We start from the raw sequence: 25,276 nt of genomic DNA on the forward strand, positions 1-25,276 counted from the left end.
GAGGACAAGGGGAAGGGAGCGATTCACAAGCGGGGACATGGCAGAGGTGGGGGTTGGGGGCATGGTGGAGGAGAAACAAAGGCGTGTTTCAACTTACCTGCGGTGGAAACGCCTTGCCTTAGTCCGTTTTTTCCAGGAAAACAGCACCTATCCCATTCCGATATGTCTAACACAGTTGCCGTCGATACTGCCTTGCGTCGTTCCACACTGGCCATCGTCATGGGCGGTGGAGCAGGAACGCGCCTCTTCCCCCTCACGAAAGACCGTGCGAAACCTGCCGTGCCGCTGGCGGGCAAGTATCGTCTCGTGGACATCCCGATCAGCAACTGCATAAACTATGGAGTGCGTCAGGTCTTCGTGCTCACGCAGTACAACAGCATGTCCCTGAACCGCCACATCGCGCGGACGTATAAGTTTGACCAGTTCACGCGCGGGTTTGTGGAAGTGCTCGCGGCGCAGCAGACACCGGATGGTGAACGCTGGTATCAGGGCACCGCCGATGCCGTGAGGCAGAACATGCGGTACTTCACCGAGAACGATTACGACTACTATCTCATCCTCAGTGGGGATCAGCTTTACCGCATGGATTTCCGCGAGGTGATGACTCAGCACATCAAGACCGGTGCGGAACTCACCATCGCCACGCTGCCGGTGAATGCGAGGGATGCGACGAGCTTTGGCATCATGAAAACGGAGCCCAGCGGACGCATCCGTGAGTTTGTGGAAAAGCCGAAAGATCCCACCTTGCTCGAAACTCTGCGGATGCCTGCTGAGACACTGACCGAATTGGGGCTCGATGCCAAGGAGGCGCGCTACCAAGCCAGCATGGGCATCTATGTCTTCAACCGCCAGACGCTGATCGACTGTCTGGACAACGATTGCATGGACTTCGGCAAGCACATCATCCCTGCTGCCATCCGCGACCGCAAAGTCCACGCCTACAATTTCCAGGGCTACTGGGAGGACATCGGCACCATCCGCTCGTTCTTTGAAGCGAACCTAGATCTCTGCAAGCTCGTCCCGCAGTACGATTTCTTCGATTCCACCGCCCCTATCTATACTCACGCCCGCTTCCTGCCTGCCACGAAGATCAATGGTGCGACCATCCGTGAGGCACTGCTCTCCGATGGTTGCATCATTACCGATGCTCATGTCGAAACAGCCGTCGTCGGCATTCGCTCCATCGTTGAAAGCGGCACCACTTTGAGGGAGGTCATCATCATGGGAGCCGACTATTACGCTGGAGCCGCTGGCACTGATCCCGACAAGCCCGCGCCTGGCATTGGCCGCAACTGCCGCATCGAGCGCACGATCATTGATAAAAACGTCCATATTGGCGACAACACCGTCATCACCCCGCACGGCAAACCCGAGAACATGGACCACGAGCTTTACTGCATTCGTGATGGCATCGTGGTGATTCCGAAGGACACGGTGATCCCGGCGGGGACCTGGATTTGATCCAGTTTGTTATTAGGCAGCAACACAGACATGCCAGCCGATCGAAGGCCGGGACTGACTGTTTGATCAAAATTCTGGATGATTTTGTCAGTTGGCAATTCGTGCCAAGACGAGAAGAAAAACTTGTCTCTCTATCTGGGAGGTGATTTGCTGACGTATTAGAAGCTGTAATCACACCGCATATACATTCCGTGATGGAACCCGCCATAGTCTCCGAATCCCCACCCAACAGCAGCGCTGCTGAAGACAGGATTCTCGTGGAGCGTTCACAAGCTGGAGATACTCGGGCCTTTGATGAACTGGTGCGTAAGTACACCCCCAAGCTCTATGGACTGGTCTATAACATGACCTCGAACCGAGAAGACACGTCCGATCTTCTCCAGGAGATCTTTGCCAAGGCTTACCGAGCCCTGAAGCGATTCCAAGGCAAGTCTTCCTTCTACACCTGGATCTATTCGATCTCGGTGAACATGACACTGAACTTCCTCAAGAAGCGGGGGCGATATACCAAGGTCAGCTTGGATGACGTGGACAGCGGCATCCATAACGATCCTGACTTCATCAAGATCACCACCGCCAACCGGGACACGGTCCGGGAGGTGAATATTCACGAATTACAAAAAAGGTTGAACGAGGCTTTGATGAAGCTGTCTGAGGACCATCGAACCGTCGTCACGCTGTACGATGTCCAGGGTCTCCAGCACAATGAGATCAGCAAGATTCTGGGCGTCTCAGAGGGCACGGTTCGTTCCAGGTTGTTCTATGCGCACCGGTTGTTGCAAAGTCTCCTGGAGGATTTGGTCAAATAACTGCTTCTTATCCTAATTCAACTACCCGTTACCGTTCAAACCACCACCATCTACACACCCATGAGCGACTTTGATAACCTGCAGCGTATCATTCGACTAAAAAGGTATGAGACCCCAGGGGAAGATTTTGTGGAAGACTTCGTGACCCGCTTCCATCAGCGTCAGCGTTCTGAGTTGCTTCGGCAATCTGCTCGTGGCCTGCTTTGGGAGCGCATGACAACCTTCTGGGACAATCTTGTCTCGCCAAGGTGGACTGCTGCGATGGTTACGGCCTGTGTCGCGGCGGTGGCTGCCTGGGGAACCATGGCTATTTCAAGTGCTGGCAAAGCAGGTGTCGCGCAGGAAACTTTTGCCTCGACTCAGACCATGCCAACGGCACTCTCGGCTCAACCGGCACTGACTTTGGAAAGTGAATTGATCCGTGAGGTGGAGCAAGGCCGTCAACTTGAGATCGAAGGCATCCTGCTCAGCCGCCACTTCAATAGTGAAGAGATTCAGGGAAGTGAGAATACGCAGCTTGTCGGTGTCTCAGGTGCTGCGATGCCGATTTCGGCTGAATTGCAGCCCATGTCTGAATTCATTCGCTGAGTTTCCCGATTACTGAAAAATCGAGATCTCCCAGCCCCTCATTCACACCCGCGCGCATGGCTTCTGCCGTGCAATCCAGCGCGGGTGTTTTCGTGTCTGAATCCGATGCAAGAGAGCGCGCGAAGTCGGCATCCTTGAGCATGTTGATCAGGGAGAAGTGAGCCTCATAATCCCCGTTCATGATGGCCGGCAGCTTCATACCGATGAGCATGCTGTAGTTGGCGTTGGATTCGAGAGCTGTTTTGAGTGACTCAAGTGGTACTCCATGCCCTTTCGTGATGGCGGCTGCTTCGGCCAGTGCCTTGACCGTGACTGCGGTCACAAGATTGGTCACGATCTTCAGAACCATCGCATCACCGATGGCACCCAGGTGGACGATTTTCGAAGAACTGGCTTCGAGCACAGGACGCACACGTTCCAGCACCTCAGTGGAGCCGCCGATGTAATAGCAGAGCTTGCCATTCTGGGCAGCCATCTTGCTGCCGGTGAAGGGGGCATCCAGAAAAGCTGCTCCCGTTTGTTCACAAAGGCGGGCAGCCTCCAGGGTGGCGGCTTTGCTCACAGTGGCGTGATTCATGATGACGTGATCCGCGGTTAACTCGGGCAGCATTTCATGCACGGCTCCCAATAGGGCGGCATCGTCACGAACGAAGATCTGGATCACCTGCGATGCCTCGGCCACCGCACGCGGACTGGGTTGTGATTCGGGGACTGCGCGGCCTGTCCTGCTCCAGATGAAGACATTGTGACCTGCCTTGCGGAGATTGTCTGCCACTCGGCTGCCAATGATGCCTAGACCTAGAATGCCGACATGGGGTATTGGATTGTTCATGATCTGATGTGAATCGGAATGGACAGACTGGCAAGCGTCCCGTGCTTTCCTTTGCACCGGCACGGCAGCCGCCTATCCATCCGCAGCCCACACCCTCATGTCACCTTTTCGTACACTCTTCGGTCAGCTCAAAACAGAACTCCAAAAGGCCATCGTGGGCTATGACCAGCTCCTCACGGATGTGCTCGTGGCCGTCTTTGCCGGAGGGCATGTGCTTTTGGAAGGCGTGCCTGGTTTGGGAAAGACGTTCCTCGTTCGCACGCTCTCGCAGGTCATCGGCCTGGAGCCTGGACGCGTGCAATGCACCCCCGATCTCATGCCCGCAGACATCCTGGGCACTCACATCGTGAACGAGAACGAGCATGGCCGCCGCGTGATGTTTTTCGAGAAAGGACCGGTTTTTAAAAACCTGCTCCTCGTGGATGAGATCAACCGAGCCACACCCAAGACCCAGGCAGCCCTGCTCGAAGTCATGCAAGAGCGGGCTGTGACCACGGGGGGCGAGCGCCACACACTTCCAGAGCCGTTCTTCGTGCTCGCTACTCAGAATCCGATGGAGATGGAGGGCACCTATCCTTTGCCTGAAGCGCAGTTGGACCGGTTCATGTTCAAGGTGCGAGTGCCTTTCCCGGATCTCGAGTCCCTGGTGGAGATCAGCCGCCGAACCACGGGCTTTTCCGAACCAAAACTCTCCAGCATGATGAGCGGTGCTGATCTCATCCGTCTGCAAAAAGAACTGGCCGAGATCCCCGTCGCTGATCCCGTCGCCCATTATGCCAGCCGACTCGTGCTTGCCACCCATCCCGAGCAGCCCGGTGCGCTCTCTGAAGTTCAAAGGTTCGTCGCTTATGGCAGCAGCCCGCGTGGACTGCAAAGTCTAATCCGGGGCGCGCGTGTGCTGGCTGCTGTCAATGGAGCCACGGCTGTCAGCACCGATGACATTCGTGCCCTCGCCCATGTGGCACTGCGTCATCGCATCATCTTGAATTTCGAAGGTGAGGCACAGCAGGTGAAAATCGACGACGTGATCACCAAGCTGCTGGATCAGGTCAAGACTCCTGCGCAGCAGGCAGCTTGATTTGAAGGGTTTCGGCGTTGGCCGGAGCTTCATCGAGTTCCCTGAGAGAGATCCTTCGCAGATCACCAGCTTGATTTGCCTGCACCAGATCCCCCGTCTCCACATGCAGACAGGTCAGCCAGCCTTGTCCATAACCCCAGGTGTCCAAGCAAATGGCGAAAGGCTTCACGTTCGGCAGTCCGCTTTTTTGTGCGGTATGACCACAGATCATTTTTTTGCCGGAGATATGCGGAAAGGCATCATCAAAACGCGTCCAGAACAGCCAGTCATCGCTTTGGTCGCTGAGGCGGAAGTAGGCATTGGCATTCGCGTGGACATAAATGTGATGCTCGTCCTCGTAGTGCCTCAGACAGCGTTCGGAAAGAAACTCTACGTGCTCTGGAGAGACCTTGTCCCAGGCCATATCGAATGGATCTGGCGAGTAGGATGCAATCGTCTCCGCCCCCCCAACCCGCAGCCATCCCGTGGGATCGATTCTGGCATTCAATGCATCGAGAAAAAAAATCTCATGATTGCCAAGCAGAGGCTTGAGCTGGGTGCGCTTCTCCAGAGCGATCAACATGTCCAGCACCCCCTTCGAGTCAGGGCCTCGATCGACATAATCACCCAGAGTGATCAATATGTCATCAGATCCCGGCTTCACGGCATCAAGCAACGTGCGCAGGGCCTTGGAGCAGCCATGGATGTCGCCGATCACCAGTGTTCGCATTCAGTATTCTGGCCTGCGGACCGCTTTGCGCAAGCTGGGACCAACTCAGACATGACTTTTCTCCGAACCGACTATCATTCGCACCTCTATGAATCTCCTTCAGTCTCTCGACTACTCAGTGCTCCAGCAGTGCATGCATTGTGGCATGTGCCTGCCTACCTGCCCGACCTACGTCGAGACAAAACGCGAGCGCAACAGCCCGCGTGGGCGCATCTCACTCATGCGCAGCGTGGCGGATGGAGAGCTCACCGTCAGCCGTGAGTTCGCCGATGAAATGTACTACTGTCTCGGCTGTCTCGCCTGTCAGACAGCCTGCCCGGCTGGCGTCAATTATGCCGAACTCTTCGAGACTGCACGTGGTGAGATCGAGCGCAGCGGCGTGGCGCAGACACCTGAGCGCGATTTTTGGCGCTGGCTCACGCTGAATGTCCTCTTCATGCATCCTCGGTTGCTGCGTCTTGCTGGTTGGGGGCTGCGTCTTTGGCAGAAAACCGGCATGGATGGCCTCATGCGCCGTGTGAAGTTCTTCGGACTTCTGCCCAAGCACCTGCGTGATCTAGAGCCTCAGACACCGCTGATGGCTGATGCCTTTTCCGATTCCCTCATCGCGCCGTTGGAGTCGCCGGACCTTTTGGCGAAGCCCAAATACCGCGTCGGGTTGCTCACCGGCTGCGTCCAGGACCTCGCCTTTTCCAACATCAATCGTGATACCGCTGATGTGCTCCTCGCCAACGACTGCGAAGTCATCACCCCGCGCTCCCAGTCCTGTTGCGGCTCTCTTCATGCCCACAATGGCGAACTCGAACTCGCTCGCGAACTCGCTCGTCGGCAGATCGATAGCTTTGACCTCGACTCTCTCGATGCCGTCATCACCAATGCCGGCGGCTGCGGCTCGCATCTCAAGCAATACGGTCACCTTCTCCATGAAGATGCCTTCTACGCAGCACGCGCCCGGCAGTGGGATCGGAAGGTGAAGGACATCCACGAGTGGCTGGTCCACATCGGCATCCGCAAACCCGAGCAGGGTGCGGATGCGAGCGAGGTGACCTACCACGAGAGCTGTCACCTTTGCCATGGGCAAAAAGTCACCTCTCAGCCACGGCAAGTGCTGCAAGCCATTCCAGGCCTCGTTTTGAAGGAACTCCCCGAAAGCAACTGGTGTTGCGGCAGTGCTGGCATCTACAACATCACCCAGCCCGAGCAGTCGGCGAAGCTGCTCGTCCGCAAAGTCACCCACATCGAGAGCACCCGCGCCTCCTGTGTGGCCACCTCGAATCCCGGCTGCCATCTCCAGCTCGCCAATGGATTGCGGGGCAGGGGAGTCGAAGTGACCCAGCCGGTGACCTTGCTCGCGCGTGCTTATCGCCAGGCTGACAAAGTCTGACCAGCCTCAGGAAGTTCCATTTGCCATCGTCGGGCGGCGGGTGTCTTCACTTCGCGTGAATTACACCCGCATCTCGCTCATGCTTCCCCTGTTGGTTGGCATCATCGCCTGCCGTCCGCAGCCGGAGAAAAAGCCTAGTGACGAAACCTCTCATCGTTCGCGCGGCACTGTCTGGGTGGCGGATCGTGAAGGCCAGCCCGGACGCCTTTTCCTCTGTGGCACCATTCATATTCTGCGCGAGAGCGACTACCCACTCGCCGGGGGATATGACATCGCCTACCAGCACGCCAGCCAGCTCATCTTTGAACTGCCTCCCGGTGCCAGTTCCGCACCTGAATTTCAGACGAGGCTCATGGAACTTGGTCAATATCCAGAGGGTGAGACCCTGGAAGCCAGTGTCGGGCCTGCCATCTGGAGTCGCCTTAGCTCATGGGCAAAGACTCGCAGCATGAGCGTAGCTCAGTTGGCCCGCTTCCGTCCCTGGCTCGCTTCACTCGTCATCACCAGCACTGAATACAGCGCTCTCGGCGCCAAGGCTGATCGCGGGGTTGATCAACACTTCGAAGAGCGTGCTGCCGGGGATCGCAAGCCCGGCGAAGGGCTCGAAACGGTGGAGCTTCAGCTTCAGCTCTTTTCCCAGCTCACCAGCAAACAACAAACCGAGATGCTGGAGCAGACACTCGCCGAGGTCAGCACGCTGCCGCAGGAGTATGAAAAGATGATCTCCTCATGGAAGGAGGGGGAGTTGGATGCGCTCCATGCTTTGCTCAACCGCGAAGCGGAGAAGTATCCTGAGCTGATGGACCTCTTCATCAACCGGCGCAACCACGCCTGGATCGACCGTCTTGATGCTCTGCTGAAGAAAGGTGAAAGCGCCATGATCCTCGTTGGCGCGGGTCATCTCGGAGGTGATCCCGATGGTGTCATTGCCCTGCTCCGCCAGCGTGGCTGTCGCGTGCGACACATCAGCGAGGTGCCTGAACTGCTGCCCTCGTCCTGAGCAGCTTCACGGGAAGGAAAGGGATGGTTGCAGGACTTCGATGACATCTTCACATCCGCGCCAAAGCAGCGAAAAACCGCGAGGAGTCTCGATGTCGATGACATTCCAGCCTTCAGCTCGCAGGGCTTGAATGCTGCGTTGCTCACCGTCGCGTTTCGAATCATGCAGAAGGATCAGGCCACAACGGGCAGCGCTCCAGGTGAGCTGATGCCAGCGTGCTTTGCCATCGACTTGCAGGCTGCCCAGCGGGCCATCCACCACGGCCCAGTCCGCAGCGGCGTTCAGATGACTCAGACCCGGTTCGTGCCTGGTCAGCAGGAGAGTGAGATTAGATTCACCGGCATGGGCGGCACGAAGAGCGCAGAAGTACTGCGGACTGGTCTCGCATGAAGTCACGCGACATCCCGCCGCCAGCAGCGCGCCCGTACTGCGACCAGGCCCGAATTCAACGACCCGCTGCATCCCCCGCGCGACAAGGATTCGAGCGAACTTACCGAGCCATGCCACTTCAGGATCATCCAGCCCCCAGGTGTCGGTGGTCACCAGTTTCGCCGCTTGTTCCAGCATGGGGAATCGTTCGCTCACTGGGCAGCCTCCCGCATGGACCGCCCAGATGACATTGGGTTGATAGCCATAAGGGTAGCTCAAATACCAGTTCCAACCGCCATCGATCACGCGCACAGGCAGATGAAAATGATGCAGCGCTGAATTGAGAAACACCTCGTCTCGATTTGGATCAGACAACTGAAGCTCCAAAGCCAGTCGCAGCGCGGCATCCCAGTGGGGCAGATTCGGATCAATGGCCAGGAAGCCACTGGTGATGCGGCAGCGCGGATCAAAGCCATACTCGCGCGCCTGAAAATCCGCCATGACGCCCGGGATGGGCGCACCAGCGACCCATGGCCCGAGCAGTGCGCGCACTTGCTCGTGGCAAGGTCGCACCAGCCAGCAGTCAGCATCGAAAAAGAAGCGCCAGTCAGATTTGGCGGCGTCCCGCAGCGTTTCCAGCTTTACCCGGTGGCTGTCGCCAGCAGAACAGCGCACCACATCCACATCGATGCCGGTGAACTGCCAGAAACGATGAGCTGCTTCAAAACCGAGCCTCTCAAACTCAGGGCTGACGACAGTGACGGCTCGCATGAGTCAGGTGGATTAATTGCCCGTCGGCGTGGTGGGTGGCAGCACCTCAACGGCCATGATCATCGGCGCAGGCGCGCGCATGTTGGAAATGACTGAGAAGGCCGTCACGGGATCTGTCTTTGCCGCAGCTTCCCAGTCAAAACGGAAGAAGGCCAGACCATGCTGGCGGTCGCGCGTGTAGTCCGTGATCCCTAGCCAGGCGATGGCGTTGTCCGGGGCTCGTTCCACCTGACCACCGGGAGGATTCCAGCAATCCCAGATGTTCTGACCGTAAATGAGCGGGACGATGGTCACTGCACCACTGCTCCTTTGCAGGAAAAGGCTGGCCGTAGCATGGTCTCCGAATGCACCGCTCTCGCGGATCGAGCAGGCACCAAGCAGAAAGGCTACACGATCTGCCGGGCCGCCGAGCGAGATCCAGCCGGTGGCTCGTGGCAGCATTCGTCCACTGCTCAGGCGCAGGGTATTGCCCGCGAGTTGAATGAAGTCACCACATTCAAAGGCGAAGCCAGCCTGCTGGAGGACATCGGGCAGAACGCTGAGAGTGTTGCCTCGGCCTCCGGTCCATTCATCGCTCTTTCGGATCATGGACCAGGGTTTCAGATTCACCGCACGCGGCGTGACTTTACTGATCGTAGGTTCGATGTCCGCCTCTGGTAATGAGAGCACCTTTTGGTAAGCTGCCCACGCTTCCATGCCCGCTTTGCCCGCTTCCACAGGCCGGTTTAATTTCTCCAAGGCCTGCGCTCGGCGCAGCAGAATCCATGGCGCACTGGCGATGGAAGCTGGCATGTCACGCGTGAGTGCAGCCACCTCCAGCCATTGCTCCAGCACGCATGCCTGATTGATTTGCAGGACGAGTGGAATGACATGGCCTCGCCACTCGCGAATGATCATGGAAGCATCGCCTGCGTAGCTTTCCCCCGGAGCAGTGAGGCCCTGCTGCCCCAGTGTTGTGGCGGCGGCTAGCAGCTCAGCTTCAGATTTCTCACCCGCCGTGGGCATTTCAGCCAGAGCAGATCCAACCTCACGCCACGAGAAGACTTCCTCGGGGCTGCTTTCCAGTCCGCGGAAAGCACGTTGAAGACGGCTCTCATCCGACTTCATCACGGGCAGGCGTTTCTCGCGCGCCATGGACTGTGTGGCATCAAAGTGTGGCACACGAGTGATGGAGCCGGCGGCGACGATCAGCCTGCTGCCGTCCGCACTCCAACTTGTGGCGACGATGTCAGCCGGCAGCATCGTCTCGATGGACCAAGTCTGTGCCACCTGACTGACATTGAAGACACGCGCGCTGCCATCAGCACCGGCAGAAACGAGGCGATCTCCATCGGGATGCCACGCGATGGCAAGCAGCGGCCCGACATGGGACAACGGTGGTCGGGACATCTTTCCCGTGTCCACGTCCAGCCAGATGAGAAGTCCGGTGTCGAACCCGATGGCGAGCAGGCTTTTCTCCATCAGTGCCCGCGCGCAGGTCGGTGTGCCGAGGGCTTCTGGCAAAGGTGTGTCATGGGTGATGGCACCAGTTTCAGCCGAGTGCGTGCGGGCATGCCAGCCATCGGCCAGCAGACTCACGACGCCGATCTTGTCCACTCCCACACCTCCAGCCCAGGCCGCCTCGCCCTTACCGCCGATGAAGGGTGTGCCCGGCATGGAATTCAGCGGAATGCTGCGCCAGCCCTCTTCATGGCGGATGATCAGTGACTGACTGTCAGCGGTCCATTCGATGCTTTGCACCTTCGTTGGCTCAGCTTCAGTATGGCGCTGGCCTTTCTTTAAATGCCAGGCCACCCAGCCACGCCCAGGGCAGGCAGCGGCGAGCCATTCACCATCCGGGCTGAAGGCGAGATGTCCGCCACGATGCACTGACTGATCTGGCAAGGCCTGCGGCATGGGCTGGCTCCACAAAATCTGCCAACTGTGCCCATCCAGCAACCTGACCTCATCGCCTGCCAGCAGCACGGCGACCTGGTCCAGGGTCGGATGAAAAGCCACATCAGATGATTGTCCGCCCAGTTCGATGCTGGAGGCCTGTGCTGAGTGCCGGAGTTCATCCCAGGCGCGCAGAGTGCCATCTGCACCCACGGAGAGGAGCCGCTCGCGTCCGTTCAACCAGCACAGGCCGGTCACCGGGCCTCGATGTCCATACGCAGGCAGGCGCGGCTCGATTCGGCGCACGGCATCAATGAGCATGATCTTGCCATCCACTCCGCCGATCGCGGCCATCGCACCATCGGGTGACCAGGCGAGTGAGGTTGATCCCGGGCTCTGATCTTTCTCGATGCTGAACTCATGCATGGCCGCCACGGGATTCCATGTGGTCATCGGCAGATCATCCATCGCCAAAGCAAGGTCAGCGGAGCGTGGGCGCCAGGCCAGCGGTGATTTGGCTCGGTTGATTGGCTTCTCTGGCATCTTTTGGAGCTGGTCCGCAGCCCCGGTCACGAGTCGTGCAGGATTGGCCAGCACCACGGCCACCTGCGTGCCATCATCACTGTCATCAACCGCAGAGATCGGCCCCTGCCATTGGCATGAGTGCGTGGATTTGCCATCCTTCCACCAGTGCAGCGCGCCGTCATCACCGCCTGAGATGAGCATGCCATCGGCTTTGCTCACATGCAGGGTGGTCACTTCTCCCACATGAGCCCGCCAGCGTTTAAGTACAGTCATTTTGGCTGACTCGATCCGCACGATTTCACCATTTGCCAGTCCCACGGCCAGCCCGCCTTCTTTTGGCCAGACGAGTGCCTGCACGGACTGGCCTTCGCCGCTCCAGGCGCGCAGTCGAGTGAGTGAATGCGTGCTCCAGATGGAAACCTCGCCGCTCTCACCGCCAGTGGCTGCTTCAGTGCCATCCGGACTGATGACAAGCGCTCGCAAAGGCTTGTTTGATACCTTCGCGGACATGTCGCCATTGTTCAGCAGCGAGTCGGCGAAGAACCACTCCCAGCCACGGAGATCTCGCTGGCCGGGCAGGGGACGCTGGCCGTTCACCAGCTCGCGTGCTCCTTCGGCGCGACGCCGGATGACCTCCTCAGTGACCGCCAGCATGTCCGCCACATAAAGGCGTTCCCGCCCGAGTTCCGTCTGCGTGACCACACGCTGCCGCTCGGTCTCGATCTCCTCCGCATGGCGGAGCGCGGCACGATTGGATTCAGAAAGCTGAAGCAGGATCACAGTGAGGCCACCGATGATGCACGCCGCAAATGCCATGGCTGTCCAGGCCACACGCACACGACGTTTATGGATCACCAGTTCTTCTGCCTGACGCACGCGTTCACGTTCATCCTCGATCTCGCGCTTCCTCGCCGCGCGCCGCTCTTCCAGAGTCTCCAGCCGTTCGGCCAGCTCCAGCGCACTGCCCAGCCGACGCTCCGGCTCCACATCCACGCAGCGTTCGATGTCATCGATCAGCAGTGGATCATCCACATCACGCTGCCAGCCGACGCCCAGCGGACGTTCGTAGTCGTCGATGATCATCTGATAAAGCAGCACCCCGAGGGAATAGATGTCCCCCTGCACCGATGGCGGCTTTCCAATCATGTACTCTGGCGCCGAATACATCCGCGTGCCCGTGCGGCTTGCATCCACCGTCAGCGTGAAGCCTTCCGAAAAGCCGATGTCCAAGCCTTGAAATACATTGCTGTCCACCACCACACCGATGCCGAAGTCCGCGAGTTTCGGCTGCACCTTCCCCTCGCCATCCACCTCCATGAAGATGTTCGATGGCTTCACGTCCTTGTGGATGATGCCAAGCGAGTGGGCGGCCCCGAGAGCACGAGCCACTTGCGCCAGCACCTTCAGTCTTCCCAGGAGAGGGATCGGCTTGTCGGCCTTGCGGCGAACCCGCAACCATTCATCCAGCACACCGCCTTCACAGTACTCGCTCTCCAAAAAAAACGGCGCGGCATCAAGCTGGACCTCATGCAGACAGGCGATGTCTCGCCGCACGCCCAGGCGCTCTCGGATCAGCCGGAAAAGAGCCAGTTCACGCTTAAAGGAACGCAGTCGCTGTGCATCGAAGCAGAACTTGAAGACTCGCTGCTCTCGTGTCTGCCGATGCCTTGCCAGCCAGACCTCACCAAAGCCGCCTTCGCCCAACTTGGCATCGAGTTCCCATCCGGGGCGCAGCGGAACCTCCATCGCCATCGCGGGTCGCCAGCCTAGCATGGGTTCTTCCTCTGCGGAAACAGAGCGCACCGTCTCCAGGCCGCTCGCTGGTTTTACGAAGGGTGCCAGATCGCGCACGCCGATCTCGAAGATCTCCACAGGGGCGTCGATGCCCTTCACCAAGTAAGCGCCATGCGCCTCCCAGCCGAGCTGAGCCTCCTCTTCCGTCACATGCACCACACCGCGTACATATTGCCGCGATGCATCAAAGACTGACCGGGTCACCAGGATCTGCCCGCCTGTGGCGAGTGACATCACCCGCGCTGCCAGATTCACCGCCGCACCCACCATCCCCGGCCCATCGCTGCCTGATGGCATCGCCAAAACCTCACCTTCATGGATGCCGACACGGGCGCTGATGCTGGCATTTGCCGACCAGTTTTCTTTATGCAGCAACCACTGGAAACGCAGTGCTGCCATCACGGCATCACTGGGCCGGCTGAAGACCGAGAGGAAGCCATCTCCGGTGTGCTTGACGATCATTCCATTGTCCACGGCATCCATCGCCTGGGCGAAAAGCTCATCGTGTCGCTTCAGCAGCACCGCATAGCGTGTCGTGCCGATGCTCTCCTGCAATCTGACGGACGACTGAATGTCCGTGAACATGATCACCTTCAGCGTCCGCTCCACCGATTCCCAGGCCCGGTGCGTCTCGTCTTGGAAGGATGATGAGCCGGAAGGAGTTCCGGCTGCTTCAGAATCATGCCCGTTTTGCTTCATTCGTGGCGGATCATGCAGGAGATGGCACGAGCGTGCAAACAGTCCTTTGCCATGCAGGCTGGCATTGCATGGCAGAAGTCTGTCAGTGTAGCCTCAGGTCGTTCGTTTCATACCCGATGCGTCTTTGTCTTCTTCTCATCAGTCTTGGCCTGACCAGTTTCGCCGAAGTGCCTCCACGTGCAGTGCTGGAGCGCTACTGCGTGGACTGCCACGACTCGGAGACGAAAAAAGGCGGCATCGATCTCGATTCGATCCTCAGGGATGACATAGCGAAGCATGCAGAAACATGGGAGAACGTCGCGAAACAGCTCAATGCACGCCACATGCCGCCCATCGGGAAAAAGCGGCCCGACGAGGCGGGGTATGAGCAACTCGTGCAATCGTTGGTGGAGACGTTGGATGCACAGTCGCCGAAGCTTGTCGCCGGCCCTGCTTTCCGCCGTCTCACGCGGACTGAGTATCAATACGCCGTGCGTGATCTGCTGGCAGTCGAGTTCGACGCGAAGGCCGCCTTTCCCACAGACGAGATCAGCCACGGCTTCGACAACATCACCGTTGGTGATCTGCCGCCCGCACTGCTCGACCGCTACATCAGCGCCGCGCAGAAAATCGCGCGTCAGGCCGTTGGATCGAGCAAAGAGCCGGAAATCACCGCTGTCCGCGTGAGGCCGGACATCACGCAGGAATATCATGTGCCTGGCCTGCCGCTCGGCACGCGTGGCGGGGTCCTGATTCCTCATGTGTTCGCGCAGGAAGGCGACTACGAGGTGCAAATCCGCCTCCAGCGCGACCGCAACGAACAGGTCGAGGGCATGCGTGGCGAGCATCAGCTTCAGGTGCTGCTCAATCGCGATGTGAAAGCCGAGTTCAGCGTCAAACAGACGAAGGATAAAAACCAGGAGAAGATCGACGCGCACCTCAAAACGCGCTTTCATGTTAGCAGCGGCCAGCATGACCTCGGCGTGACCTTCCTGCCAAACGGTTCACCAGTGCTCGAACGGCTGCGACAGCCCTACAAGGTCAGCTTCAACTTCCACCGTCATCCGCGTCTCTCGCCAGCCATTTATCAGGTCACGATCACCGGCCCCTTCGATGCGAAAGGCGCGGGCGAAACGCCAGGCCGACTCTCCATCTTCGGCCAAGGCAAAACGGAAGCAAAAGCCATCCTCGCGCCCATTCTACGTCGTGCCTGGCGTCGAGAAATCACGGATGCGGATCTCGAACGCGTGCTGCCATTCGTGCAAGAGGCGAAGACGCTCGAATCCGGCATCGAATCGGCCCTGGCGGCCATTTTAGTCAGCCGCGAATTTCTTTTTCGCACCGAGACAAAGATGGATGATGCCGCGCTCGCCTCTCGCTTGTCGTTCTTTCTTTGGAGCAGCCTTCCTGATGAAGAACTGCTCAAGCAGCGACCTCTCGATCTCGAATCCCAAGCCCGCCGCATGTTGCGTGATCCGCGAGCGAAGGCGCTGGTGACGAACTTTGCCGATCAATGGCTCTATCTGCGCAATCTCGACTCCATCACGCCCGATGCGCGGCTCTTCCCCGACTTCGATCACAATCTCCGCGAATCCCTCCGCGCTGAAACAAGCCTGCTCTTCGAGGACATCGTCAAAAACGACCTCAGTGTGCTCGAACTTCTCCGCACCGACCACACCTGGCTCGATGAGCGCCTCGCCGCGCACTACGGTATCCCGCACATCCAAGGCAGCCGCTTCCGCGAGACGAAACTAGAGCCCGAATGGCAGCGTGGCGGCCTGTTGCGCCAGGGCAGCATATTGACCGTCACCAGCTATGCCACACGCACCTCGCCCGTGATTCGCGGGCATTGGATCTTGAAGAACCTTCTCGCCACCGAGCCTCCACCTCCGCCGCCGAATGTGCCTGCGCTCGACGGTGTCATCTCCGAGTCTTTGCCTATTCGCGAACGCCTCGCCAAACATCGCGAAATGGCCGCCTGCGCGAGCTGTCACAACCTCATGGACCCCGTCGGCTTCGCTCTCGAAAACTACGACGCCATTGGCCGCTGGCATGCCGGGGCCGATTCACGCGGCGGTTTCGCCGATGGCAGTGAGTTTGAAGGTGTGGCAGGCTTGGAGGACGCGTTGCTCAAGCGCCCCGAACTCTTCGTCACCGCCCTCACTGAAAAACTCCTCACCTACGCCCTCGGTCGTGGTCTTGTGGCGGCCGATGCACCCGCTGTGCGGAAGATCGTGCGCTCAGCAGGAAAGAAGGGCTGGCGGTTTTCCGAAATCATTGTCGGCATCGCGACCAGTGTTCCGTTTACCATGAGATCCACCGAGCCATGAGCACCTACACCACGCGCAAGTCCCTCTCCCGCCGTACGCTGCTGCGCGGCGTCGGTGCCACGCTGTCGCTGCCGTTTCTCGATGCGATGGTTCCCGCCGCAACGGCTGCCAATCGAGTCGTGCAGCCTGCGAAGCGCCTGAACTACATCTACATCCCGATGGGCTGTGATCAGTCGCGCTGGTCGCTCGGCAAGGCAGACACGCTCGGCGAGCTTTCGCCCATCTTGAAGTCGTTGGAGCCGGTGAAGCAGCACTGCACGGTCATTTCCAATCTCGAACTCGAACCTGCGTATCCCGGCACTCATGCCACATCGAACGCCTCCTTCCTCAGCGCCGCTCGCGTGAAGCACACCGAAAGCAGCGACTATTACAATGGCACCACTGCCGACCAGATCGCCGCGAAGGCCATCGGGCAGCAGACGCAGCTCCCGTCGCTCGAACTCGCCATGGATTTGATGCAGGTCGTCGGCCAGTGCGACAATGGCTACGCCTGCGTGTATCAAAACAATCTCTCCTGGTCCTCGCCGACCACGCCGCTGCCTGCCGAGGCGCACCCGCGACTTGTGTTCGAGCAGCTCTTTGGCGATGGCGGCAGCAAGACCGACCGCCAGGCCGCTCTAAAACGCCGCGCCAGTTTGCTCGACTTCGTCAAAGACGACATGCAGCGCCTCGCGAAGACACTGGGTCCGCAGGATCGCGAGCGCGTGGGCCATTACCTCGAAAGCATCCGCGAGGTCGAGCGCCGCATCGAAAAAGCCGTCTCCGCCGTCACCAAAAATGAGCTTCCCGAGCTTTCGCGTCCATCCGGCGTTCCCGCCAGCTACGCCGAGCACGCGCGGCTCATGTTTGACCTGCAACTCCTCGCCATGCAGGGCGATGTCACCCGCGTCATCACCTTCCAGCTCGCCCGCGAAACCTCCAACCGCACCTATCCCGAGATCGGCGTCAGCGATCCGCATCACCCGCTCTCTCACCACGGCAATGACCCCGCCAAGATCGAGCGCATGTCGAAGATCAACGCCTTCCACGTCAGCCTCTTCGCCGAATACCTCGCCAAGCTCGCCGCCACGAAAGAAGGCGATGGCACACTGCTCGACAACAGCCTCCTGCTCTACGGCAGCGGCATGGGCAACCCCAACGTCCACGACCATACCAACCTCCCCATCATCGTCGCCGGAGGTGCCAGCGCCGACGTCAAAGGCGGACGTCATCTGCGAAGCGAAAAGACCGTGCCTCTCGCGAACCTGCACCTCACGCTGCTGGATAAAGTAGGCGTAAAGCTGGAGAAGTTTGGGGATAGCAACGGAATCATTGAAGTGCTCTGAAGACTCATGCTGCGCATCGCACTTGTTTCAGCCGTTCTCTGCTTTTGCAGGAATCCATGTCTAAGCGTTGAGGTCGTCACTGCCGCCGAAAAACAAGACTGGCCCACCGTTTCGGCGCAAGTCACAGCGAAAGCTGATGTAAACGTCACGCAGGCGGATGGTGCCACGGCGCTGCATTGGTCTGCTTATCACGACAATGCGGACATCGTCTCCCAACTGCTCGCAGCGGGTGCGAAGGCCGATGTCGCGAATCGCTACGGCATCACGCCACTGCTGCTCGCATGTCAAAACGGCAGCGAGACCATCGTGCGGGCGCTGTTGGAAGCAGGATCGGATGCGAATGTGAAACAACGCGGTGGCGAGACCGCGCTCATGATTGCTTCACGGACGGGCAGACCAAGCGCGGTGAAGGCTTTGCTCGAAAAGGGAGCGAAGATTGACGCGCAGGAGCGCAACGGCCAGACGGCGCTGATGTGGGCGGCGGCGGAAGGGCATGCGGAGGTGATCGAGCTGCTCCTTCAAAACGGCGCGGACTTGAAACACAGGCTGAAGTCCGGCTTCACCGCCTTGTTGTTTGCTGCGCGCGAGGGGAAGACTGCGGCGGTGAAAAAACTGCTCCATCACGGTGCGGACGTGAGGGACGCCATCTTCACTGAAGACAAAACCGGTGGACGTGATGCGCCGAATGGAACCAGCGCGGTGCTGTTTGCCATCGAGAACGGCTACTTCGAGTTGGCGATGGACCTCATCAAAGCCGGTGCCGATCCGAATGACCGGCGCAGCGGCTTCACCGCACTGCACACACTTACCTGGGTGCGCAGGCCGCCGCGAGGTGATGATGAAAGCGGCCAGCCGCCTCCTGAGACACACGGGAGACTCGGCAGCCTCGATTTCATTCGCGAGATCGTGAAAGAAGGCGCGGATGTGAACCTGCCTCCTGGCGCGAAGGCGAAATTGCAGATGCTGGGCTCCATCAGCACTGAGGGTGCCACGCCGCTGTTGCTCGCCTGCGAGACCGCCGATCTGCCGATGATGAAGCTGCTCGTCGAACTCGGCGCGGACCCGCATCATCCGAACTCGGACGGCACCACGCCGCTCATGGCCGCTGCGGGCCTCGGCTGCCTCGCGCCGGATGAGGAGCCAGGCACGGAGGATGAATGCGTGGCCGCGTGCCAATACTTGATCAGCCTCGGGGCCGACGTGAATGCCGTGGATAAGAAAGGCCAGACCGCGATGCACGGCGCTGCCTACAAGAACCTGCCCAAGGTCGCGAAGTTCCTCGCCGCTAAAGGCGCGAAGATCGACGTGTGGAATCAAAAGAACGACAGGGGCTGGACGCCGCTGCTCATCGCGCAGGGTTTCCGTCCCGGAAACTTCAAGCCCAGCGTGCCCACCGTCGAGGCCATCAGCCAGATCATGCTCGCCGCAGGCGTTCAGCCGCTACCACCGCCGGATCGAGACACAATGCCGAAGAAGAAAGGCTATGAGCAGAAATGACGATTCGATGCCGAAAGAAAATCTTTCACTTTTTCAGTGTTTCCAGTTCTCTGATTCTCCCCTCTTGCGCTGGCCGTAATCGCTGCCAAGGATGGGTGCTCTCCCACCCCTGAATGAGCGATCCCATCCGACATGAGTGCGGCCTAGCCGTCGTGCGACTGAAAAAGCCCCTGGCTTACTACCAGGATACCTACGGCACGGCGCTCTACGGTTTCAACCTTCTGGCCTCGCTCATGGCGAAGCAGCGCAATCGCGGCCAGGACGGCATCGGCATCGGCTGCTGTAAGCTGGATATGCCACCCGGCGCGCCTTATCTCTTCCGCGAGCGGTTTGATGTGTCCGTGGAGCAGATGGGCCAGGTCTTTGCCGACATCCGCAAGGACTACAAGCGCATCGCCCGCCGCATCGACGGGGAGCGCAAAGAAGAGCGCCACGAGACCGGCATGGAGCATCTGCCTTTCGAGGAAGACCCCGAGGCCATCAAACGCGAATTCGAGCTCGCCGGTGAGATCAATATCGGCCACCTCCGCTACGGCACCTCCGGCGGACTTGGCAAAGCCTGCCTCCATCCCTACCTGCGCCGCACCACCTGGCCCACGCGCAGTCTCATGGTGATGGGGAACTTCAACCTCACGAACTCTGGCGAACTCAACCGCGTGATGATGCAGCGCGGTCAGCATCCTGTCTTCGGCACGGACACGCAGAGCGTGCTGGAGGAGATCGGCTTCCAGCTCGATGAAGCGCACACGCAGCTCTATCATGAACTGCGCGACAGCGGCATGGTCGGCACGGAAATCCCGCACCACATCAGCCAGCGTCTGAATGTGGGCGACATCGTCCGCAAGTCCGCACAGATCTGGGATGGTGGCTATGCCATCGTCGGCGTCATCGGCTGTGGCGATCTTTTCGTCATGCGTGACCCCAGCGGCATCCGCCCGTGCTGGTATTACGAGAATGACGAGATCCTCGCCTTTGCCTCCGAGCGCGTGGCCCTCATGTCCGTGCTGGAAGTGCCCGAAGATGAGGTGAAGGAACTGCCTCCCGCGCACGTCGCCATCATGAAGTCCTGTGGCACCCTCACGATGGAGCAGTTCACCGACGTGCGTGAGCCGAAGCCCTGCTCCTTTGAGCGCATCTACTTCTCCCGTGGCAATGACTCCGAGATCTACAAACAGCGCAAACGCCTCGGCGAGCAGCTCGTGGAGCAGGTGATCGAAGGCATCGAAAATGACTTCGAGCACACCGTGCTCAGCTTCATCCCGAACACCGCCGAGACCGCCTACTTCGGCTTCCTCGACGGTCTGCGCAAAAGCCGCCGCGTGGCGGTGAAGGATGCGCTCATGGAGATGCTCCGCAAAGGTGAGTTTGATGAGGCCAAGCTCGACGAACTCGTGCTGCGCAACTGGCCGCGTGCTGAAAAGATCGCGCTCAAGGACATCAAGATGCGAACCTTTATCGCTTCCGAGACTGGCCGCGATGAACTCGTTTCCAGCGTCTATGACATCACCTACGGCGTCGTGACGGAGAAGGACAACCTCGTCGTCATCGACGACAGCATCGTGCGTGGCACCACGCTGAAGACCTCCCTCCTGCGCATCCTCGCCCGCACGAATCCGAAGCGCATTCTCGTGCTCTCCACCGCACCGCAGATCCGCTACCCGGACTGCTATGGCATTGATATGTCCGAGCTGGGTAAATTCATCGCCTTCCAGGCTGCTGTGAGCCTGCTCAAGGAGCGCAACATGCGCCATGTCCTGCGAGATACCTACAACGCCTGCGTCGCCGAGCTGAAGAAGCCGCGTGAAGAAATGGGCAATGCGGTGAAGGCCATCTACGCGCCTTTCACCGCCGAGGAAATCTCCGCCAAAATTGCCCAACTCGTGTATCCCACCCGCACTTCATGGAAGGGCGAGGTGAAGATTATCTTCCAGACCATCCCCGGTCTCCACGCCGCCCTGGACCTCGACGGTGGCCCCAGCTTTGGCGACTGGTATTTCAGTGGCGACTACCCCACGCCCGGCGGTTTTGCCGTCGTGAACCGCGCCTTCATGAACTTCTTCGACAAGAGAGAAGGTCGTGCCTACGACACGCTTCTTTGAGTCGTATAGCTCATGCTGCCACACTCGCGCTTCCCATGAAAACACTCCTTGCCGCTCTCGCCATGACTGCCCTTGCCTCTGCCGCTGATCTTTCGAGCATCCCGCTCAAGACCATCGACGGTAAAGATGCCTCGCTCAAAGACTACGCGGGTAAAGTGGTGCTCATCGTGAACGTGGCCTCCGAGTGTGGCTACACCGGGCAGTATGCTGGAATGCAGGCGCTGCATGACAAATATGCCGCCAAGGGCTTTACCGTTCTGGGTTTCCCCTGCAATGACTTCGGTGGTCAGGAGCCCGGCAGCGAGTCGGACATCAAGCAGTTCTGCACCAGCCGCTACAGCGTGGCCTTCCCCATGTTCTCCAAGGTGAAGATCGTCGGCGAAGGCAAGCACCCGCTCTTCGCGGAACTCACCGCTGGCAAAGACGTGCAGTGGAACTTCGAAAAGTTTCTCCTCGGCAAAGACGGCAAGCTCATCTCCCGCTATGGCTCCGATGCCGAGCCTGAAGGTGGCGACATCGAAGCAGCGGTGAAAACGGCGCTCGGTCTGCCTTGAGGCATCATTGTCCTGACACCCAGCGCACCGCGCGCTCGACGAAGGCTTCCATGCCCGTCTGCTGCTCAGGATGTGGACTGCTGCAAAGCACGCGACCTTTGCCATAGCTGCCTGCGACCATGGCGGGTGAATTCACTTGGGCACCCACGGGCGCGCCATTGTTGGCGAGCTCGCTGCGGAAGTGCGCGAGCGGCTCGAAGTCAGCGATGGCATCATCGCCTGCGGGTTCAAAGACAGGCCCGTTGGCATAACGGATGTCGAGGATGCCCTCGGGCATGCCCAGGATCTCGCGGCCTTTCGGGGTGAATTCGATCTTCACATCGCCCATGCCACGCGCCCATTTTGAAGACTTGGTCTTGGCATCGAGCACATGCACACCCCAGGAGAATCCATCGCAGGCGAGGTAATTGCCCGCACAGATGCCGACGTAGCCTCCACCCGCCTCCACAAAGCGCCGCACCTGTTCGCGTCCGATCAGACCCAGCGTGCCCGCTTGTTTGCCACCGCTGCCACCAGTGAAGATGACGAGATCAAAGTCCTTCAGCCCGCCTTCGCGGATGAGCGAGGGCTTCACGAGCGTGACCTTCACACCCTCTGCCTTTTGCAGCAGTTCCGTGCAGCGCGGCACGCCTTTGCCAAAGCTGCCGTAGTCGTCATAGAGAGCCACGCGGAGGTTCTTTGGATCAGGCTGGCGTGGGGAGATGGGCGCGAGTTCCTGCCACTCCAGTCTGGCTCGTTGCAGACCTGCGGCACCATCACGCTTGCCGAGCAGATACCACTGCTCCGCCTGCTTCACGATCATGCCACCCTCAGTGGCAAATTCGGTCACGAGATTCATCGCCTTCACATTCACCTTCGGGTCATCGACCTTGAATGTGCTGTTGTCGGTCGTGTGATAGATGGCGGTGACTTTCGGGTCTTTGGCGGCTGCGGGCATGTAGAAATGGCCGAGGCTGACTTCCGCCACAGGCGGGCAGATGAGAGCGAGTTCACCTGCGGCAGCCCACTCGCCGACGATGCGCGGATACAGAACTCCGTCGGCGAGATTTTCACCCGCTAGCAGCGGTGCAGTGAGGGCGATGAAGTGAAGCAGTAGAAATGTTTTCATGACGGAAGGAACTCGCGTTGGGAACGACTCGCACGCAGGATTCATTGCTGCATCCGCGTTCTTTTCATCTCTCCCATGCTCATTTTCGACGCCCACCTCGACCTCAGTCTCAATGCCCTCGGCGGCTTCAATCGCGACCTCCGGCTTCCCGTCCATGAAATCCGCCGCCGTGAGGCAGGCGTGAAAGGGAAAGGCCGCGCGGCAGGCACCACGGCCTTCCCTGAAATGCGCCGGGGCAAAGTGGGCATCTGCGTGGCCACCCAGCTCGCAGGCTGCATGCCCGGCGTCTCTCCCATCGCGAACTGGATGTCTCCGGAGCAGGCTTGGTCAGAAACGCAGGGCCAGCTTTCTTGGTATCGTGCCATGGAGGAGGACGGGCACATGACGCCAATCCGCAATCTCGCGGAGCTTGATGCCTCCATCGCCCTCTGGAATGACGAAAGCATCCCCGATGAAACCAAGTCCATCGGCTACATCCTCAGTCTCGAAGGTGCTGACAGCATCCGCACCGTCGGCCATCTGGAGCGCGCCTGGGAGCAGGGTCTGCGTGCCATGGGGCCGGCGCATTACGGCGTCTGTCGCTACGCCATGGGCCACGACACGCCCGGCGGACTGACTCCGCAGGGACGTGAGCTCATTCAGGAGATGGATCGTCTCGGCATGATCCTCGATGTCACGCATCTCTCCGATGACAGCTTCTGGGAGGCGCTGGACATCTTCGGCGGCACCGTCTGGGCCAGCCACTCGAACTGCCGCGCGCTCGTCCCCGACGTGCGCCAGTTCAGCGATGAGCAGATCAAGGCACTCATCGCTCGTGGTGCCGTCATCGGCGCGGCTCTGGATGCCTGGATGATGATCCCCGGATGGATTCGCGGCACCACCACGCCCCAGAGCACAGGTTTGAAACTCGAAGTCATCTGTGACCACATCGACCACATCGCCCAGCTCGCGGGCAATGCGAGGCACAGCGGTATCGGCACTGATCTGGACGGTGGTTACGGCACGGAGCAGACTCCGGCGGATCTCGACACCATCGCCGATCTCGCCCGCATCCCTGACATGCTCTCGAAGCGTGGCTACACGCAGGAAGACATCGAAGGCATCATGAGCGGGAACTTCTTCCGCCTCCTGCGCAGTGCCTGGGCCTGATCAAGGCAGCACCTCGATCTGCGAAGGCTCCTTCGCCGCGATCTGCACCACCTCTTGATATCTGGCGATCTCGCCCGTGATCTGCACCGTCTTGCCCGCGAGTCCATCGAGCTTCCATCCGCTGCTCTTTTCCAGGAAGCGCTTGCTGATGAAGACATTGAAGTCCGTGCCTTCAAACGTCAGCTTTTTATGCCCCGTCTTTCCGAGAGAGATCACCTCCTTCACCACGCCCACGACCTTTCCCGAAAGGCCATACTGGGAGTCAATGAGGTCCACCTGGGTGGCATCCATCGCCTTGGCATCACGGCCCGGATGGGAAAGAGGGACCTTGATTGGCTCACTGGGCACAGGGGCGGGAGTTGGAGCGGTCTCTTTCGCCGTCAGTCCGAGCAGATCGGCGAGTTGCCGGCGGCTCGACTCGGAGAGACTGCGCGTTTCCACCGCCCGCTCGGAGCCATCATTCGGGGAGAAAATCACCATCCCCGGCGTCACCACTTTGACTTCTCCCTCAAAGCTGGAGCCATCGGTCAGCAGCCAGGATTCAGCATGAAGAAAGGAGGTATGACTCAGCAGCGCGACGGTCAGGAGAGAATAGAATGGTTTCACGGTTGGAGGAGGAATCACCCACGGGCATCGGAGGCCTTGCTCGGTGGTGCATAAATCGGGCGGGGCAGGGGACCCATGCCACTGTCCCCATACGCAGATTGATCGCGGATCGCACGCGCAATCGCCTGCGCCATGCGCTCGCGATATGAAGCTGTGGCAAGCAGCCGCGCATCGCGGGAATTGCTCAGGTAGCCGCACTCCAGCAGCACGCAGGGGATTGTCGGGTTCCGCGTCAGCCGCAGCCTGCGCCGGACCATCCCGGCGTTGCCGGACTCATGCGGACACACCGCATTCATCTGCTGCTGAAATCGGCGCGCCAGTGAGTAGCTGTCCGTCCGCCACCAATACGTCTCCGGCCCCGCCCGGTAGCTGCGGCCATGATTCAGATGAATGCTCACCAGGATCGCATCCGAGTTATGGCTCGCCACATGTACCCGGTCATCCAGAGGGATGAAACGGTCATCCGTCCGCGTCATTACCACCCGGTATCCCGGCCAGAGATTCGCCTTCACACGCTTGGCGATGTCCAGCGCGTAGGTCTTCTCCATCATCCCGTGCGAGCGTGCCCCGCTGTCCTTCCCCCCATGTCCCGCATCGATGATCACCGAACGAAATCCGCTCGGCCCGGCCCGGTCCCCATAGACACTTGCCTTTCCGAGCAGCCCAGGCACCTGGCACGAGGCCAGCATCAGCACACCGACGAGACCTGAAAAAAGGCGGAGGAGAGTCATGACT

The 25,276-nt window shown here is 59.5% G+C and carries 19 protein-coding genes; 12 read left to right on the plus strand and 7 right to left on the minus strand.

Translation table 11 applies throughout. The features are described 5' to 3' along the window. The first annotated feature begins 162 nt into the window (after nucleotides 1-162). From AC6FTP_RS06580 to AC6FTP_RS06590, 3 genes are all read left to right on the plus strand, one after another. Complete coding sequence (locus AC6FTP_RS06580; protein WP_497206109.1) at nucleotides 163-1,461, plus strand: glucose-1-phosphate adenylyltransferase; 1,299 nt, start codon at nucleotides 163-165, stop codon at nucleotides 1,459-1,461. Nucleotides 1,462-1,655: 194 nt separating this feature from the next. After that, the gene (locus AC6FTP_RS06585; RefSeq protein WP_497206110.1) at nucleotides 1,656-2,270 is read left to right on the plus strand and encodes a sigma-70 family RNA polymerase sigma factor; all 615 of its coding nucleotides are present in this window, start codon (nucleotides 1,656-1,658) and stop codon (nucleotides 2,268-2,270) included. Between the two features lie 60 nt (nucleotides 2,271-2,330). Beyond that, on the plus strand, nucleotides 2,331-2,858 hold the full coding sequence (locus AC6FTP_RS06590; RefSeq protein WP_497206111.1) for a hypothetical protein: 528 nt from the start codon (nucleotides 2,331-2,333) through the stop codon (nucleotides 2,856-2,858). Here AC6FTP_RS06590 and AC6FTP_RS06595 read toward each other — a convergent pair. Further along, on the minus strand, nucleotides 2,848-3,690 hold the full coding sequence (locus tag AC6FTP_RS06595; protein ID WP_497206112.1) for an NAD(P)-dependent oxidoreductase: 843 nt from the start codon (nucleotides 3,688-3,690) through the stop codon (nucleotides 2,848-2,850). The two genes, AC6FTP_RS06590 and AC6FTP_RS06595, sit on opposite strands and share 11 nt — an antisense overlap. A 97-nt stretch (nucleotides 3,691-3,787) precedes the next feature. Here AC6FTP_RS06595 and AC6FTP_RS06600 point away from each other — a divergent pair, with 97 nt between their 5' ends. Beyond that, nucleotides 3,788-4,768, plus strand: coding sequence for an AAA family ATPase (locus tag AC6FTP_RS06600; protein ID WP_497206113.1), 981 nt, complete (start codon nucleotides 3,788-3,790; stop codon nucleotides 4,766-4,768). On the opposite strand, the gene AC6FTP_RS06605 is transcribed toward AC6FTP_RS06600, so the two are convergent. Further along, nucleotides 4,740-5,477 carry a metallophosphoesterase family protein gene (locus AC6FTP_RS06605; RefSeq protein WP_497206114.1) on the minus strand — a complete coding sequence of 246 codons (738 nt, stop codon included), beginning with the start codon at nucleotides 5,475-5,477 and terminating at the stop codon, nucleotides 4,740-4,742. The genes AC6FTP_RS06600 and AC6FTP_RS06605 overlap by 29 nt on opposite strands. Nucleotides 5,478-5,565: 88 nt before the next feature. On the opposite strand from AC6FTP_RS06605, the gene AC6FTP_RS06610 reads away from it, so the two are divergent. Beyond that, nucleotides 5,566-6,861 (plus strand): (Fe-S)-binding protein, encoded by a 1,296-nt coding sequence (locus AC6FTP_RS06610; protein WP_497206115.1) that lies wholly within the window; start codon nucleotides 5,566-5,568, stop codon nucleotides 6,859-6,861. Between the two features lie 79 nt (nucleotides 6,862-6,940). Continuing rightward, nucleotides 6,941-7,861, plus strand: a complete 921-nt coding sequence (locus tag AC6FTP_RS06615) for a TraB/GumN family protein (protein ID WP_497206116.1) — start codon at nucleotides 6,941-6,943, stop codon at nucleotides 7,859-7,861. A gap of 6 nt (nucleotides 7,862-7,867) precedes the next feature. On the opposite strand, the gene AC6FTP_RS06620 is transcribed toward AC6FTP_RS06615, so the two are convergent. Beyond that, the gene (locus AC6FTP_RS06620; RefSeq protein WP_497206117.1) at nucleotides 7,868-9,001 is read right to left on the minus strand and encodes a hypothetical protein; all 1,134 of its coding nucleotides are present in this window, start codon (nucleotides 8,999-9,001) and stop codon (nucleotides 7,868-7,870) included. A gap of 12 nt (nucleotides 9,002-9,013) precedes the next feature. After that, nucleotides 9,014-13,894 (minus strand): protein kinase domain-containing protein, encoded by a 4,881-nt coding sequence (locus AC6FTP_RS06625; protein WP_497206118.1) that lies wholly within the window; start codon nucleotides 13,892-13,894, stop codon nucleotides 9,014-9,016. Between the two features lie 116 nt (nucleotides 13,895-14,010). Here AC6FTP_RS06625 and AC6FTP_RS06630 point away from each other — a divergent pair, with 116 nt between their 5' ends. The 5 genes from AC6FTP_RS06630 (at nucleotide 14,011) to AC6FTP_RS06650 (ending at nucleotide 21,678) form a co-directional block, all read left to right on the plus strand. Beyond that, entirely contained in the window at nucleotides 14,011-16,203 is a 2,193-nt protein-coding gene (locus AC6FTP_RS06630) for a DUF1592 domain-containing protein (RefSeq protein ID WP_497206119.1), read from the plus strand. Then, nucleotides 16,200-17,528 carry a DUF1552 domain-containing protein gene (locus AC6FTP_RS06635; protein WP_497206120.1) on the plus strand — a complete coding sequence of 443 codons (1,329 nt, stop codon included), beginning with the start codon at nucleotides 16,200-16,202 and terminating at the stop codon, nucleotides 17,526-17,528. The genes AC6FTP_RS06630 and AC6FTP_RS06635 overlap by 4 nt, the downstream gene beginning before the upstream one ends. Nucleotides 17,529-17,534: 6 nt before the next feature. Then, nucleotides 17,535-19,025: an ankyrin repeat domain-containing protein gene (locus AC6FTP_RS06640; protein WP_497206121.1), complete on the plus strand. Its 1,491-nt coding sequence runs from the start codon at nucleotides 17,535-17,537 to the stop codon at nucleotides 19,023-19,025. A gap of 113 nt (nucleotides 19,026-19,138) precedes the next feature. After that, nucleotides 19,139-21,124 carry an amidophosphoribosyltransferase gene (locus AC6FTP_RS06645; protein ID WP_497206122.1) on the plus strand — a complete coding sequence of 662 codons (1,986 nt, stop codon included), beginning with the start codon at nucleotides 19,139-19,141 and terminating at the stop codon, nucleotides 21,122-21,124. A 35-nt stretch (nucleotides 21,125-21,159) separates the two neighbouring features. After that, a complete protein-coding gene (locus AC6FTP_RS06650; protein WP_497206123.1) occupies nucleotides 21,160-21,678 on the plus strand; it encodes a glutathione peroxidase in 519 nt (172 codons plus the stop codon). Between the two features lie 4 nt (nucleotides 21,679-21,682). Here the strand turns inward: AC6FTP_RS06650 and AC6FTP_RS06655 are convergent, their stop codons facing one another. Then, entirely contained in the window at nucleotides 21,683-22,786 is a 1,104-nt protein-coding gene (locus AC6FTP_RS06655; protein WP_497206124.1) for a BPL-N domain-containing protein, read from the minus strand. Between the two features lie 75 nt (nucleotides 22,787-22,861). Between AC6FTP_RS06655 and AC6FTP_RS06660 the strand changes: the two genes are divergently transcribed. Then, nucleotides 22,862-23,935 (plus strand): dipeptidase, encoded by a 1,074-nt coding sequence (locus AC6FTP_RS06660; RefSeq protein ID WP_497206125.1) that lies wholly within the window; start codon nucleotides 22,862-22,864, stop codon nucleotides 23,933-23,935. On the opposite strand, the gene AC6FTP_RS06665 is transcribed toward AC6FTP_RS06660, so the two are convergent. Then, the gene (locus AC6FTP_RS06665) at nucleotides 23,936-24,541 is read right to left on the minus strand and encodes a hypothetical protein (RefSeq protein WP_497206126.1); all 606 of its coding nucleotides are present in this window, start codon (nucleotides 24,539-24,541) and stop codon (nucleotides 23,936-23,938) included. Nucleotides 24,542-24,555: 14 nt separating this feature from the next. Then, nucleotides 24,556-25,272, minus strand: a complete 717-nt coding sequence (locus AC6FTP_RS06670) for an N-acetylmuramoyl-L-alanine amidase family protein (protein ID WP_497206127.1) — start codon at nucleotides 25,270-25,272, stop codon at nucleotides 24,556-24,558. Between the last annotated feature and the right edge of the window lie 4 nt (nucleotides 25,273-25,276).

Origin of the sequence: Prosthecobacter sp., assembly GCF_044378005.1 — a bacterium.
GTDB lineage: Bacteria > Verrucomicrobiota > Verrucomicrobiia > Verrucomicrobiales > Verrucomicrobiaceae > Prosthecobacter.